The sequence below is a fragment of the Bordetella genomosp. 2 genome (genome assembly GCF_002261345.1).
Lineage (GTDB): Bacteria > Pseudomonadota > Gammaproteobacteria > Burkholderiales > Burkholderiaceae_B > Bordetella_A.
On the sequence record NZ_NEVT01000006.1, the window covers coordinates 1,005,201 to 1,019,007 of the forward strand.

Here is a 13,807-nt window from a genome sequence, read left to right on the forward strand (position 1 = left end):
GGTTCCTCTCAGTCTGCAAACCCGTAGGTGGTGAAGGTGGGATCGACGGCCGGCAACGCGGCCACTTCCATTTCCGCGGCGGCCGGACGCAGCACCACGGTGGCGACCGTGGCGCTCAGGTTGCTGGCCAGGTTCATGCGCGGCGGCCGGCATACCGACCAGGGCGACGCGTAGTCGTCCAGCAGCGCGGCCTTGACTTCGGCCACGCCGATCCGCCCCAGGTGCGGCCGCAACAGCGCCTTGACGCGCATGTCGCGGTACAGGGTGTCCGGCGTGGAGGCGATGCCGGCGTCCTTCAGCTTGCCCAGCGCGACCGGGCTGAGCCAATGATTGGCGTGCACCAGCAGGCCGTCCTCGTCGCGCACCAGGAAGGTCTCGTCGGGCGCGCACTCGAAATTCAGCGCCACGCCGCCGCGATGGCTGATCATCATGTTGTTCGAGCCCGACTTCGGCGTCACGTAGGCGGCGCGCATGGCCAGCGCCAGGTGTTCCTGTTCGAGTATCTTGCGGCGGATCAGCGGCAGCGGCACGCCCACGCGCTGGTAGTCCAGGCTGGACTCCAGGAAATTGGCGGTCAGGCCGATGCCGGCCGCGTTCAGGCCCGAGCGGCCCAGCGCGCCGGCCTCGGTGAAAGTCAGGATGTCCGGGCCGTCGTCGCGGCGGATGCGCAGCACCACGGCGGTTTCGGCGCATTCGTATTTCCAGTCCCAGTTCTGCGCATGCACCAGCACGCCGCCGGCGGCGGCCTGCGGCAGCACGATCACGCCGGTGCAGCCGTCCAGCTCGCCGGCCCCGATCAGCCGCTCGCGCAGCGCGGGGCTGGCCGCCAGCTTGAGGATCTCGGTGCGCGCATTGAGCAGCACCACGTCGTCGAAGGGCACGTCGGCGCCCGCCGCGATGCCGCGCATTTCGGCCACATGGGCGGCGTCGAATTTTTCCATGACGGGCAGGTAATCGCGCACCACCGCCGCCAGCGACGCGCGGTCCAGTTCCAGCGCCTGCAGTTGCGCGGTGTAGTGGCCGATGCCCTTGTGGATGCGCTCGGCGGCCTGCCGGCCGTATTGCCGGCCGCGCGCCTCGGGCGGCCCCGCGACTTCGATAAGAGGAAATGCTGCAGTCATGTTGCTCCTTGGTTGGCCGCGTCCGCGCCCATGCGGGCCGGGATGCGATTCAGATCAGCTTGGCGCGGCGCAGCAGCTCGCCGGACGCCTCATAGGTCTGCCGCGCATAGGCGGCGAAATCCTGCGGGTTGCGGTACCACTCGGGCTGGTTCAGCGTCGCCAGCACCCGCTCGATGGCGGGCTCGGCCATGGCGCGGCGGAACGCCTGGTGCAGCGCCTGCACGATGGCGGGCGGGATGCCCTTGGGCCCGAGCGGCCCCATGGGCGCCGACAGCACCAGGTCGTAGCCCTGCTCGGTGGCGGTGGGCACCTCCGGCCAGGCCTTGAAGCGGGCCGCGCCCAGCGCCCCCAGCAGCCGCAGCCTGCCGCTCTGGATATACGGCACGTAGGTGCCCACCGAATCCATCACCACGTCCACATAGCCGCCCATCAGCGCGGTCGCCATGTCGGCGCCGCTCTTGAAGGGGATATGCTGGAAGCGTACGCCGTACTGCTCCTGGAAGGGCACCATGGTGACCGGCACGAGCGTGGTGGGGTCGCCCGCGGCATACTGGACCTGGCCCGGCCGCTCCTTGCCCGCCCGCATGAAGTCGGCGAACGACTGCAGCGGCGAATCGGCGCGCACCACGGCGCAGAACTCCAGGCTGGTCATGCCGATCACATAGGTGAAGTCGTCCAGCGGCGAGAAGCCGATCTTCGGCTCCAGCCATGGCGCGCGGAAAGTAGAGCCGGTCGACATGGCCAGCGTGTAGCCGTCCGGACGCGCCCGCGCCACCAGGCTGGCCGACAGGTTGCCGCCGGCGCCCGGCTTGTTCTCGATGATGACCGGCTGCCCCAGGTGCGGCGCGGCCGCCTGGCTCAGCACCCGCATGTACTGGTCGACCGAGCCGCCCGCGCCGAACGGGCAGAACAAGGTCACCGGCCGCGCCGGAAACCCCTGGGCGCGGGCCGCGCGGCCCGCCAGGCCGAGCGCGGCGCCCGCGCCCAGCGCCTGCAGCGCGCGGCGGCGCCCGGATGAAACTGGACTTTGCATGACGAATCTTCCTGTCGAAAGAGAATGCTGGCGCGGCCGGCGGCGAGGCGCGCGGCCTGCGCGTCCCGCGCAGGGCGGCGCGCTACGACGGCTTGATGTTGCCGGCCTTGACCAGCCGGCCCCATTTGGCCGACTCCTGGGCGATGAAGGCGGCCATTTCGTCGGGCGTCGTGTACTGGGTTTCCAGGCCGCCGAGCTTCAGGCTGTCGAAGGCCGGCGAGGCCAGCGTCTGCCGGACCGCCTGGTTCAGCGCCTGCACGGCCGCCGGCGAAGTGCCGGCCGGCGCCATGATGCCGCCCCAGCCGATCGCCACGATGCCCGGGAAGCCGCTTTCGGCAATGGTGGGCACATCGGGCAGCACGGGCGAGCGCTCCGCTCCGGTGGTGGCCAGCGCGACGACCTTGCCGGCGCGGATATGCGGCAACTGGTTGATCACCGTGTCCATCAGCACCGGGAACTGGCCGCCCAGGAAATCGCCCACCGCCGCCGAGGCGCTGCGGTACGGCACGCCGGGCATAGTCAGCTTGGCCTCGCTCTTGAGCAGTTCGGTGGCCAGGTGGCTGGAACTGCCGTTGGCCGTGATGCCGTAGAAGTACTTGCCGGGATTGGCGCGCACAAGCGCGATCAGGTCCTGGAAGGTCTGTGCCTCGAAGTCGGGCCGCACCACCAGCACGTTGTTGTACTTGCACACCAGCGAGACCGGCGCGAAGTCCTTCTCGGGGTTGTACGGCAAGTCCGGATACAGGAACTGGTTGACGGTGTGCGTGCCAGTGATCGCGAACAGCAGCGTGTGGCCATCCGGATCGGCCCGGGCAACCGCCTGCGCGCCGATGATGCCGGCCGCCCCGGGCATGTTCTTGACCACGACGTTGTGGGCCAGGTGCTCGGCCAGCCCCTTGGCGGCCACCCGCGCCACCACGTCGGTGCCGGCGCCCGGCCCGCCTGGCACCACCAGCTCGATCGGCTTGGAGCCCGGATAGGCCGCGCCCTGGGCCTGCGCGCGCCCGGCGCCCAGGCCCGGCAGCAACAGCGCCGAACCGGCCGCCATGCCGCCCGCCAGCAGGCGGCGGCGCCTGGATGAAAAACCGGCCGCGGCCGTGTGCCTGTCGTACTGCGTCGACATTGTCTCCCCCTTGCCGCGCCAGCGCGGCGTCGATTTGTGGTCAGGAGACTTTGCAGGACTTCACTAGGAAAGTAAATCTAGAATAAATTTCTGCTGTATAAAGTATTTCTTTATAAAACACCGTGCGGCAAAGATCCGGCCATGAGCAGTATTCGCGTCCTGCGCAGCTTCATTGAAGTGGCCCGCTGCGGCTCGTTCGCGGCGGCGTCGGAACACGTGTCCCTGACGCCGGCCGCGGTCGGGCTGCAGATCCAGAGCCTGGAAAACGACCTGGGCTACCCCTTGTTCGATCGCGTCGGCAAGAGCATCACGCTGAACCAGCGCGGCCACCGGCTGGTGCCGCGCGTGCAGCAGCTGCTGATGCAGTACGACGCGCTGCGCCTGCAGGAGCCCGACCCCAAGGACCTGGCCGGCTCGATCAAGGTCGCGTCCATCGCCACGTCCATGAGCATGGTGGTCAAGGCCGTGTTGCGCATCCGCAAGCAGTATCCGCGCCTGGCGGTCGAACCCGGCATCAGCTATTCGGGCGACCTGGTCTCGCGCGTGAAGGAAGGCGAGCTGGACGCCGCCGTGTCGGTGAAGAACGCGCACAAGGTGCCGGCCGGCGTGCTGTGGACGCACTTGTACCGCGAGCCGCTGGTCTTCATCGCCAGCAAGCAGGCCGCCGCCCGCCCCGCCATCGAGGCCCTGCTGGCCAAACGTCTGTTCCTGCGCGTGTCGCGCAGCTCGAACACCGGCACGCTGATCGACGAATTCATGCGGCGCCGCCACCTGAAGGCCGGCGAGTTCCTGGAAATGAACGCCATGCGCACCATCGTCGACATGGTCAAGGAAGACATGGGCGTCACCATCCTGCCGCTGCCGCGCGGCACCGACTGGGACCGCGACCCGGACCTGCACGTGGTCCGCTTCGACGACCCCAGCGCGCATCGCAGCATCGGCCTGTTCGAGAACGAAAGCCGCAGTTTCCTGAGCAGCGTGCTGCGCCAATACCTGCTCGACGAGCTGGCCCGCGACGACGCGGGCCCGCCGTGAAGATCCAGATCGCCCACATCTCGGTGTCAGACACCCATGGGTGTCTGACACCTCCCGCCCCTCTCTAGGTGTCGGACACCCGTCGGGGGTCTGGCACCTGGCAATACCCGGCCCTCCGGAGAGCCTGTCGTCCGCGGCTGTCCAGTGGCGTCAACGCGCAAGAATCACCGTGGTGACCGAGCCGCCGTCGGTGCCCGCCACGGTGCCGCCCTTGCAGTACGCCAGGCCGGCTCGCGCGTCATCGACCTGTCGCGCGCCGGCTTGGCCGGTCAGTTGCCAGTAGAGCTCGCAGACTTGCGCCACACCCGTGGCGCCCACCGGGTGGCCGCGCGACAGCAACCCGCCGCTGGGATTGACCGGCAGCTTGCCGCCCACCGAGGTATGCCCGGCTTGCGTCCACTGCCCGCCCTCTCCCCTGGGAATCAGGCCGATGCCTTCCAGGCGTACGATCTCCGCGATGGTGAAGCAGTCATGCATCTCGACCAGGTCGATATCGCCCGGGCCTATGCCTGCCGCCTCGTACGCCTGGACGGCCGCGCGGCGCGATATGTCTTCTTCATTCAGATCGTATAGCCCTGTGCGTGCACGGCCGCTGGCCAGGCCGATCGCGCGGATATGCGGGCGGCCGTCGCGGTTCAACCGCAGCCGTTGCAAGCCGGTCGCGCTGCACAGGACGACTGCGGCCGCACCGTCGCTGATCGGGCTGCAGTCCAGCTTGCCCAGCGGGTCGGCGATCGCGCGCGCGCTCAGCACTTCCTCCAGGCTGATGGCGTGCTGATACTGGGCATAGGGGTTGTGCATGGAATGCCTGTGGTTCTTGACGGCGACCATTGCGATCTGTTCGCGCGTGGCGCCGTGGTCTGCCATATAGCGTTGGGCGCTCAACGCATGCCCGGCCGCCATGACATAGCCCTGCATGGCGTCCAGGTCGGACGGGTCGGGCGTCACGCCGCCCTTGATCCGGTCCGTCATTTTCTCCACCCCCACCACGAGGATGACGTCATGGGCCCCCGCCCGGATCGCCATCCAGGCTTCGCGCAATGCGGTCGCGCCGCTGGCGCAATAGTTCTCGTGGTTGCTGATCGGCAGCCCGTCCAGGCCCAATTCGACGGCCATGCGCTGGCCGGCCACCGGCCCGCCGAACACGTGCCCCACGTATACCGCCTCGATGTCCGAGCGGCGCGCGCCGGCGTCGTGCATGGCCGCGCGGGCGGCGGCGGCGCCGAGCTGTTCAAGACCGGTTTCCGGACCATACTTGCCAAAGCGCACCATGCCCGCGCCCGCGAAATAACTTGCCTGCATCATCACGCCCCCCGCGATTGGTCGACCAGTACGAAGGCATATCCGATCACCGGCTTGCCGTCCTCCGTGCCGGCCGCGCACAGCGCCAGCGCGACACGCTGCCCGATCCGGATATCGGTGTGCGGGGCATGGATCTGTGCCAGCACGCGCACTTCGTCATCCAGGTCCACGTAAGCCAGCACGTAAGGCGTCTTGCGTCCCGCCGGAGCCTGGTGAATGACGGTGTAGGCAAACACGACGCCCTCGGGGGACAAGGGCACCACGTGCGGCCGTTCGGCGCCGTCGCCGTCACATTGCGGGCAAAACCCCTTGGCGGGATAGACCTTGGTGCGGCAAGCCGGGCATTGCGAACCCAGCAGTCTGGGCGGGTCGATCTGGAACAACCCTTCCCGTATGGGTTTATATGGCTGGTCTGCTTCAATGGCGTTCAACATGAAATGCCTCCAGTGGGCTGGAATGTGTGGCGACGGCATGAAGCAGAACGGCCTGCGACTGGCTCAGCCGCCTCTGCCCTTGCGCTTGAGGTCCACCCGATAAGCGTACCGTCTGGGGTTGAAAAACGATTCCGTCAACTCAATAAAAGCGCCCGACGTGTCGTAGTAAAGACGCTCGATGAAAATCACCGCATCGCCCGGCGCGCAGCCGATATGCCGCGCGATGTCGGCATCGCAGTTCAGCGCCGTGATGTTCTGCTGCACCCCTGCGACGGGACGCTGCAAGTACGCTTCCGCCGCGCCGATAACCGTGCCGGGGCCGTTGGACGGGATGTCCTGCTCCTTCAGGATGCGGCCCAGCGCCGGCGACACATGGTGCCGCGTATACACAAAGGGCTGCCCATTGAACAAGCGCCTGACCTGCGCGGTCGCGACCTCGACATAATCCAGCTGCAGCCGCGATGCCACCGACGCATCCACGCGCACCGCGAACGGCTGCACCACGTCCATATCCGTGCCCGGCCACATCGTCAGGTCGTCCATCGAACCGATGGACCGCACATAGCGTTCATCGGTTTGCGGCCGGCCCCTGACGTACGTGCCGCTGCCTTGAATCTGGTCGATCAGCCCCTCGGCAACGAGTTGCTTGAGCGCCAGGCGGATCGTGTGCCGGCTCACCTCGTACTGGCGGCACAGTTCGACCTCTGTAGGCAGCCGTGTGCCGGGCGCAAAACTGCCCCCGTAGATCTGTTGCCGCAGTTGCTCAGTCAACGTGCGATATGCCGGTACTTCTACTGCTCGTTTCATACCTATCCACCCGTGCTTGGTTCGCTCGCGTTATTGCCGAAAGGTCGCGACATCGTATCAACAACCATGGCCGGCGGCCCGCAGACTCCAGGGCACGCAGCGTTGCGAAACAACCGGGGTGGATGCTCCTTGTCCGTTTGGGCATGCGGTGACGACGTTTGCCATGCCACCCACATGCGTTGGGTTGTCAGGATCATAATCATACGTACCAATTTGGTCAACAACTTCAGACTGAAACCAACAATTCCCAAAGACATTTAGCTGGCATGCCGCGACCCCCGGCGCTTTGACAGGCAGAATAAACCGTTGAAATTTCTCACTTTTTCATCCTTCAATCCGATTCCACCACGGAACCCTCTTCACGGATACGGGTTTTCGCTAAGTTTCAAATCAAATTGGTACGGATGTATTATGCAGACCAATTCGACATCGACCGCCACCGCCGCACCGGCCGGGCCCGCGCGGATCGATGGCAGCGCATCCAATGCGCGGCATACGCGCAGGTCACTCAGGAACCCGTCATGAAGCCATTGCAGGGCATTCGAATCGTTGAACTGGGGCAGTACATCTCTGCGCCCTATTGCGCCATGATGCTTGCCGATCAGGGCGCCGAAGTCATCAAGGTGGAACGCCCCCAGGGCGGCGATCCGCGGCGTGATTACGATCCCCTCGTGCGCGCGGGCTCGGGGCAGCTCAGCGGGGGCTTTCTCTCCTACAACCGCAACAAATCGTCCGTGACGCTGGATATGTCCCAGGCGCAGGACCGCCAGCGCTACGTCGCGCTGGTCCATACCGCGGATGTCGTGGTCGAGAACCTGCGTCCCGGCGCGGTCGACAAGCTGGGGGTGGGATACGAGGCCCTGGCGCCCCGTCATCCACGCCTGGTGTATGCGGCCATCAGCGGCTATGGCCGCTCGCCCCGGCGGCGCGGCCCGTACTCGGACCGGCCCGCCTTCGACACGGCCGTGCAGGCCATGGCGGGCATCATGGATGTGACCGGCGAGGTGGACGGCCCGCCCATCCCCACCGTTACCGGCTTCTGCGACATCTTCGCCGGCATTCACGCGGCGTTCGGCGTGCTCACGGCGCTGCGCGCGCGGGACGAGACGGGGCGCGGAACCTTTGTCGATATCAGCATGTACGACGCAGCCGCCTCGCTGATGGAGCGCGAGCTGATGCTGGCGGAATTCACGGGCGAGCAACGGCAGCGGGGCCTGGACGCCTACGCGCCGGTTGGCACCTTCAAGGCGGCGGACGGTTATGTCGCGTTGATTCTGCCCACCGATGAAATCTGGCGCCGCCTGTGCGTGGCCGTGTCCCGCGAAGACCTGTTGACCCGCGGCGAGCTGCTCACCGTGAAATCGCGATCCCTGCATTTCGGCGCCATCATCCGCCCGGAAATCAACCGCTGGACCGGCAGCAGGACCCGCCGGGAAATTGTCGAGCATTTCAGCGCGGCGGGCGTGCCGGCGGGCGAAGTGCAAAGCGTGCGCGAGGTGTACGACTGCCCGCACTTGCGCGCGCGCGGCATGTACGTGGAAATCGACGATCCCGTCGTCGGCAAGCGGCGCATGATCCGCACGCCGCTATGGCTCGACAACCACGATGACCTGACCTTCGACACGGCGCCCCGGCTGGGCGCGGACAATGATCTTGTACAGGCCCTGCAGTTGCCCTGAAAACCACCCCGCCAGGCATCTCTCGGAAGCCTGAATAATAGGCGGCTCGTCCGCCGCCACCACGAGGAGACAATCATGTGCCGGACACGATCAGGCCTGGGCAGTGCGCTGAAGGCGGCCATCGGCTGCATGGCGCTGTCCCTGCTGCCGCTGGGCAGCGCGGCGCACGCCGCCAACGGACAGGACTACCCCAATCGCGCGGTACAACTCATCGTGCCGTTCGGGCCCGGATCCACGGCGGACGTTGTCGCCCGCCTGTTCGGCCGATATGCGTCCGAACGCTTGGGCCAGCCCGTCATTGTGCAGAACCGTTCCGGCGCCGGCGGCACCATAGGCGTCGAGGCGGTGACCACCGCGGCTCCCGACGGCTACACCCTGCTGCTGACCACATCCTCGACGATCGTGATCAATCCCTCGCTCTACAAGAACCTGCGGTACGACGTCGAGCGCGACCTGCAGCCCATCGCCGAGCTAGGTGTGCTGCCCGCCTTGTTGATTGCCGCGCCCAGCCTGCCCGCGAACAACGTCAAGGAACTGGTGAACTATGTTCGCCAGAATCCCGGCAAACTGTCCTATGCCTCTAACGGCCTGGGCAGCTATGCGCACGTGCTGATGGAACTGCTGAAGACCTCGACCGGCATCGAGATGGTGCATATCCCCTATCGTGGCGGGAACCAGGCCGACGCCGACCTCATCGCCGGCAATGTGCACCTGATGTTCAACAGCCTCGCCGCCGCCGCGCCGCAGGTCGCCGCCGGCCGGCTCAAGGCCTTGGCCGTCAGCTCCGGCCAGCCGTCGCCGCTCATGCCCGGCGTGCCTGGCATGGGCAACTCGGGGGTACCCGAGCTGGATGACTACGACGTGAGCTATTGGGTCGGGCTGTTCGCGCCGGCGGGCACTCAACCAGCCATCGTGGAAAAGCTGGTCGCGCTCGCCAACGACTGGGTCGCCCAGCCCCAGACCCGGCAGGCGCTGTCCGGGCAGAAGATCCTCGCCTCGCCGCCCAAGACGCCCCAGGCCGTGCGCGCAACGATTCAATCCGAAACCAGGCAATGGGCCGAAGTGCTGAAAAACGCCAAAGTGGAGCCCCAGGCTTACTGAACGCGGCGGGCCAACACGCGCGAGCGCTGCAGATCGATACCCCGCGCCTCATTCCACGCCAATACTCGAAAAATCACAGGAGACACCGATGAAACCTGGCCTGCGCAGCCTATTGTGTACCGCGGCCCTGGCGCTGCTCGCTTCGGCCAGCCCCGCCCATGCCGTTTATCCGGCCAAGCCGATTCGACTGGTGGTCGGTTTCCCGCCCGGCCAGGCCACTGATATTGTCGCGCGGGTATTGGCCAGGCAATTGCAGGGCGCCCTGGGCCAACCGGCCATCGTCGACAACAAGGCAGGGGCGGCGGGCATCATCGGCGCCGAGGCAGTAGCCAAGGCCCCAGCCGATGGCTACACCTTGCTCGTCAGCTCGGGAGGCCCCATGGCGATCAATCCGAGCCTCTATTCGAATTTATCCTACGACCCGCTGCGGGATTTCGAGCCGGTCAGCCTCCTGGCGATCGTGCCGCAGTTCCTGGCAGTGAACGTGGATGTGCCGGCGCAGAATGCCGCGGACCTGGTCAAGCTGGCCAAGGCGGCTCCGGACACATTGAACTATGCTTCTACAGGCAACGGCGTCACCGGCCATTTGAGCATGGAGCTGTTCAAGCAGGCTCAGGGTATCCGCATGACCCATGTTCCCTACAAGGGAAGCGCGGCGGCAGTGACCGACCTGATGGCTGGCCGGGTCAGCGCGATGTTCGATACCGGCCCGGCGCTGCTGCCGCATATGCGTTCGGGAAAGCTGCGCATTCTGGCCGTGGCGACCACGCGTCGCAGCTCGGCGGCGCCCGATGTGCCGACCATCGCCGAAGCCGGCCTTGGCAACCTGGACACCCCTTCCTGGGTCGGTGTTCTCGCGCCGAAGGGCACTCCCAGGGAAGTTATCGATACGCTGCACAAGGCGCTCGCGACGTGGCTCGATACGCCCGAGGTCAAGAATCAGCTCACGGCCATCGGCGCCGAACCGGCGGTCATGAACGACGCCGAGTTCTCGACTTACCTGCGCGCTGAAATCGATAAGTGGGCTGTCGCGGTCAAGCTCTCCGGCGCCAGGGTCGATTGAAATGGCAACGCTTTCATCCGATCTGGCTGGCTTCGCCACTGACTTTCGCCTGGAAGACGTGCCGACAGAGGTCCGCGTCCGTGCGAAGCACTTGATCCTCGACGCGCTGGGCATCGCCATCGCCTGCACCCAATGGGATTTTGCCCGCGTGACCATGGCCGGCCTGCGTGAGTTGGCGGGCCCGGGCGGCGACATACCGGTGATCGGCTACGGGCAGTCGCTGCCCTTGCGCGATGCCGTGGTCATGAACGCGCTGTTGATACACGGCCTCGATTACGACGATACGCATCCGGCGGGAGTCCTGCACGCCACTACGTCGGTACTTCCCGCGATGCTTGGCCTCGCCACGCGCCTGAAGGGTGGCGGACACGACTTGCTGGCCGCCTATATCCTGGGCGTGGAAGCCACCACACGCCTCGGCGCGGCGGCCAAGGGCGGCTTCCACCAGGTCGGATTTCATCCCACCGGGCTCATCGGCGCCTTCGGGTGCGCCTTGGCTGCCGCGCGCTTGCTCGGGCTGGACGCTGAGCGGACCGTGCAGGCGCAAGGCATTGCGCTGTCCTTCGCGTCCGGCAGCCTGGAATTTCTCAGCGATGGGGCATGGAACAAGCGTTTGCATCCGGGGTGGGCTGGCACGGCCGGCATCACCGCGGCCACGTTGGCCAAGCATGGCTTCGTCGGCACCCGGGCGGTGTACGAGGGGCGTTTCGGCTTGTACAACAGCCACCTCGGACCATTGGCACACCAATGTGACCTGGCGCTCGCCACGAACGGCCTCGGGACAATCTGGGAAACCAGCCATGTGGCCGTCAAGCCAGTCCCGGCCTGCCATTTCGTTCATGCCTGCGCGGATGCGGCAAGCCAGTTACATCGCGCGTGGGACGGCGCCGCTGTCCGGCGCATTGTCGCCCGCGTGCCGGCCGGGGTGATGAAAACCGTGTGCGAGCCGATTCAAGGCAAGCGACGTCCGACAAATGTCTACGAGGCGCAGTTCAGCATTCCTTACGCGGTCGCCATTGGGTTGCGCTTTGGCCGCTTCACCCTGGACGCCCTTGATCCGGCCGCCTATCAGGACGCGGATACGCTTGCGCTCGCTTCGCTGGTGGAATGCGAGGCTGACCCCGCTGCGGATTTTCCGACTTACTACGGCGGCGAGGTCATCGTGATTCTGGCCGATGGCCGTGTCCTGAAGCACAGCGAACCGATCAACCGCGGTGCCGCGTCGCGCCCGATCAGCAACGCCGACGTCGTTGCCAAGTTTCATGACAACGCGGCTCGCGCGGTCGATCCGGTCCACGCCGGCCGTATCGTCGACGCCGTGCTGTCGCTGGAGCAGCGTAGCGCTTCGGACCTGATGCACCTGATAGGGGTTGGCGCTCGCACGCAGCGCCTGTAAGGTGTCAGACACCCGGTGGGTGTCTGACACCTCCCGTGACCTCCCGCGCTCTCCTCTTCTTCCATCGCGCCAGGTGTCAGACACCCTGCGGGTGACCTTCCGCGCTCTCCTCCTCTTCCATCGCCAGGTGTCAGACACCCTGCGGGTGTCTGACACCTTCCGGCCTCCGCCGCTAGACGGCCCCCCGGCGCGGGCAGCCGGCCCAGTACGCGCTCCAGCGTCATGCCGATGGCCAGCACGCGGCGGTCCGCGCCCGGCAGGCCATCGATTTCCAGCCCCACCGGCAGGCCGCCCGCGGACAGCCCGGCCGGCAGCGCCAGCCCCGGCAGTCCGGCATTGCTGCCGGGGTCGGTATTGCGGATCAGCCGCTCGAAATTGGCCGGGCTGCTGGCCTCGGGATTCGCCAGCATGGGCAGGATCGGCACCACCGGGAACAACAGCCCGTCCAGGTAATGCCGCTCGAAGGTCTCGCGATACGTATCGAGCAGCGCCGCGCGGCCGCCGGCCATGGCGGCGCGATACGCCGGCAGGACGTCGACCAGCGTGCCGTCCGGCGCCGGCAGCTTGCCCGGCGCCACCATCGTGCGGAAGATCGCCTGCACGTCCGGGCTGGAAATCTGCGCCAGCACGTCGTCGAACGACACGCCGGTGCCATGCTCGCGCAAGTAGCGGACCAGGTCGGTCCGCTGCTCGTGGATGGCCACCGGCATGCTCACCGCCGCATTGCGCCCGGCCAGCTCCGGCATCTGCACGTCGATCAGCTGCACCCCGGCATGGGCCAGCCGCGCCAGCGCCCGGCCCGCCACGGCGCCGACCTCCGCGTCCAGGTCGCGCCAGAAATAATCGGGCAGCCCCAGGCGGATCCGTGCCGCGGGCGGCGCTTCGCCGACCGGCGGCTCGCCGCTCAGCAGCGCGTCCAGCAGCACCAGGTCGGCCATGTCGTTGGCCATGGGGCCGGGGGTGTCGCGGGTATGGGAAATGGGCGTGATGCCGTCGCGCGGATAGCGGCCGATGGTGGGCCGCAAGCCCGTGCCGCCGTTGAAGGAGGCCGGCACCCGCACCGATGCCCCGGTGTCGGTGCCCAGCGCCGCCGGCACCAGGCGCGCGCCCACGGCCGCCCCGCTGCCGGCCGACGAGCCGCCTGCCACGCGGGCCGGGTCATAGGCATTGCGCACGCCCACTATGCCGGGCACATGGAACGCGGTGTTGTAGCCGGACGAGCCGAACGCCAGTTCGTGCATATTGGCTTTGCCGACGATGACCGCGCCGGCGTCGCGCAGGCGGCGCACCACCGGAGCGTCGGCGGCGGGCCGGAAATCGCGCAGCGCGGGCGTCCCGGCGGTGCTGGGCAGGCCCGCGACGTGGATGTTGTCCTTGATGGCAATGGGCACGCCGTCCAGCGGCGCACCGGCCTGGCCGGCGCGCCGGCGGCTGTCGCTGGCGCGCGCCTGGGCCAGCGCGCCCGCCTCGTCCACCGTGATGAAGGCGTTCAACGCCGCGTGCGCGCGTATCCGCTCTAGGTAGACGCGCGTCAGCGCCTCGCTGCTGGCGTCGCCCTGGCTGACCAGGCGCGCCGCCGCAACGGCGGTCAGAGTGTTCAGGTCGGGCAATGGACGATCGGCGTGGCGCATGGCGGTCTCCTGGCGGGCCGGCGCATGCGGGCCGCGCGCCGGCCCGGCCCATTCTAGGCACGCGGCGCGCCGGCCGGTATCC

The 13,807-nt window shown here is 67.3% G+C and carries 11 protein-coding genes and 1 pseudogene; 5 read left to right on the forward strand and 7 right to left on the reverse strand.

Annotated elements, in window-relative coordinates; all coding sequences use genetic code 11:
• Positions 1-8: 8 nt before the first annotated feature.
• From CAL24_RS14920 to CAL24_RS14930, 3 genes are all read right to left on the reverse strand, one after another.
• A complete protein-coding gene (locus CAL24_RS14920; protein WP_094807082.1) occupies positions 9-1,121 on the reverse strand; it encodes a C45 family autoproteolytic acyltransferase/hydolase in 1,113 nt (370 codons plus the stop codon).
• Between the two features lie 49 nt (positions 1,122-1,170).
• Positions 1,171-2,154 carry a Bug family tripartite tricarboxylate transporter substrate binding protein gene (locus CAL24_RS14925; RefSeq protein WP_094807083.1) on the reverse strand — a complete coding sequence of 328 codons (984 nt, stop codon included), beginning with the start codon at positions 2,152-2,154 and terminating at the stop codon, positions 1,171-1,173.
• 82 nt (positions 2,155-2,236) lie between these two features.
• On the reverse strand, positions 2,237-3,277 hold the full coding sequence (locus CAL24_RS14930; RefSeq protein ID WP_051439378.1) for a Bug family tripartite tricarboxylate transporter substrate binding protein: 1,041 nt from the start codon (positions 3,275-3,277) through the stop codon (positions 2,237-2,239).
• A gap of 141 nt (positions 3,278-3,418) precedes the next feature.
• Here CAL24_RS14930 and CAL24_RS14935 point away from each other — a divergent pair, with 141 nt between their 5' ends.
• Positions 3,419-4,312, forward strand: coding sequence for a LysR substrate-binding domain-containing protein (locus CAL24_RS14935; RefSeq protein WP_094807084.1), 894 nt, complete (start codon positions 3,419-3,421; stop codon positions 4,310-4,312).
• 150 nt (positions 4,313-4,462) lie between these two features.
• On the opposite strand, the gene CAL24_RS14940 is transcribed toward CAL24_RS14935, so the two are convergent.
• From CAL24_RS14940 to CAL24_RS14950, 3 genes are all read right to left on the reverse strand, one after another.
• On the reverse strand, positions 4,463-5,617 hold the full coding sequence (locus CAL24_RS14940) for a thiolase family protein (protein WP_212591737.1): 1,155 nt from the start codon (positions 5,615-5,617) through the stop codon (positions 4,463-4,465).
• Positions 5,617-6,048, reverse strand: a complete 432-nt coding sequence (locus tag CAL24_RS14945; protein WP_170947088.1) for a Zn-ribbon domain-containing OB-fold protein — start codon at positions 6,046-6,048, stop codon at positions 5,617-5,619. The genes CAL24_RS14940 and CAL24_RS14945 overlap by 1 nt, the downstream gene beginning before the upstream one ends.
• Positions 6,049-6,111: 63 nt before the next feature.
• Positions 6,112-6,855 carry a GntR family transcriptional regulator gene (locus tag CAL24_RS14950; RefSeq protein ID WP_094807086.1) on the reverse strand — a complete coding sequence of 248 codons (744 nt, stop codon included), beginning with the start codon at positions 6,853-6,855 and terminating at the stop codon, positions 6,112-6,114.
• Positions 6,856-7,376: 521 nt separating this feature from the next.
• On the opposite strand from CAL24_RS14950, the gene CAL24_RS14955 reads away from it, so the two are divergent.
• From CAL24_RS14955 to CAL24_RS14970, 4 genes are all read left to right on the forward strand, one after another.
• Positions 7,377-8,534, forward strand: coding sequence for a CaiB/BaiF CoA transferase family protein (locus tag CAL24_RS14955; RefSeq protein WP_094807287.1), 1,158 nt, complete (start codon positions 7,377-7,379; stop codon positions 8,532-8,534).
• Between the two features lie 75 nt (positions 8,535-8,609).
• Positions 8,610-9,635, forward strand: coding sequence for a Bug family tripartite tricarboxylate transporter substrate binding protein (locus CAL24_RS14960; RefSeq protein ID WP_094807087.1), 1,026 nt, complete (start codon positions 8,610-8,612; stop codon positions 9,633-9,635).
• Positions 9,636-9,723: 88 nt separating this feature from the next.
• Positions 9,724-10,698: a Bug family tripartite tricarboxylate transporter substrate binding protein gene (locus CAL24_RS14965; RefSeq protein WP_094807088.1), complete on the forward strand. Its 975-nt coding sequence runs from the start codon at positions 9,724-9,726 to the stop codon at positions 10,696-10,698.
• A gap of 1 nt (position 10,699) precedes the next feature.
• Complete coding sequence (locus tag CAL24_RS14970; protein WP_094807089.1) at positions 10,700-12,094, forward strand: MmgE/PrpD family protein; 1,395 nt, start codon at positions 10,700-10,702, stop codon at positions 12,092-12,094.
• A gap of 185 nt (positions 12,095-12,279) precedes the next feature.
• On the opposite strand, the pseudogene iaaH reads toward CAL24_RS14970, so the two are convergent.
• Positions 12,280-13,725, reverse strand: a pseudogene (gene iaaH, locus CAL24_RS14975) (indoleacetamide hydrolase); the annotation flags it as partial.
• Between the last annotated feature and the right edge of the window lie 82 nt (positions 13,726-13,807).

Bases quoted from the DNA above. Each gene is read 5' to 3' on its own strand.
- CAL24_RS14920 (WP_094807082.1), bottom strand. From the start codon at position 1,121: ATGACTGCAGCATTTCCTCTTATCGAAGTCGCGGGGCCGCCCGAGGCG.
- CAL24_RS14925 (WP_094807083.1), bottom strand. From the start codon at position 2,154: ATGCAAAGTCCAGTTTCATCCGGGCGCCGCCGCGCGCTGCAGGCGCTG.
- CAL24_RS14930 (WP_051439378.1), bottom strand. From the start codon at position 3,277: ATGTCGACGCAGTACGACAGGCACACGGCCGCGGCCGGTTTTTCATCC.
- CAL24_RS14935 (WP_094807084.1), top strand. From the start codon at position 3,419: ATGAGCAGTATTCGCGTCCTGCGCAGCTTCATTGAAGTGGCCCGCTGC.
- CAL24_RS14940 (WP_212591737.1), bottom strand. From the start codon at position 5,617: ATGATGCAGGCAAGTTATTTCGCGGGCGCGGGCATGGTGCGCTTTGGC.
- CAL24_RS14945 (WP_170947088.1), bottom strand. From the start codon at position 6,048: ATGTTGAACGCCATTGAAGCAGACCAGCCATATAAACCCATACGGGAA.
- CAL24_RS14950 (WP_094807086.1), bottom strand. From the start codon at position 6,855: ATGAAACGAGCAGTAGAAGTACCGGCATATCGCACGTTGACTGAGCAA.
- CAL24_RS14955 (WP_094807287.1), top strand. From the start codon at position 7,377: ATGAAGCCATTGCAGGGCATTCGAATCGTTGAACTGGGGCAGTACATC.
- CAL24_RS14960 (WP_094807087.1), top strand. From the start codon at position 8,610: ATGTGCCGGACACGATCAGGCCTGGGCAGTGCGCTGAAGGCGGCCATC.
- CAL24_RS14965 (WP_094807088.1), top strand. From the start codon at position 9,724: ATGAAACCTGGCCTGCGCAGCCTATTGTGTACCGCGGCCCTGGCGCTG.
- CAL24_RS14970 (WP_094807089.1), top strand. From the start codon at position 10,700: ATGGCAACGCTTTCATCCGATCTGGCTGGCTTCGCCACTGACTTTCGC.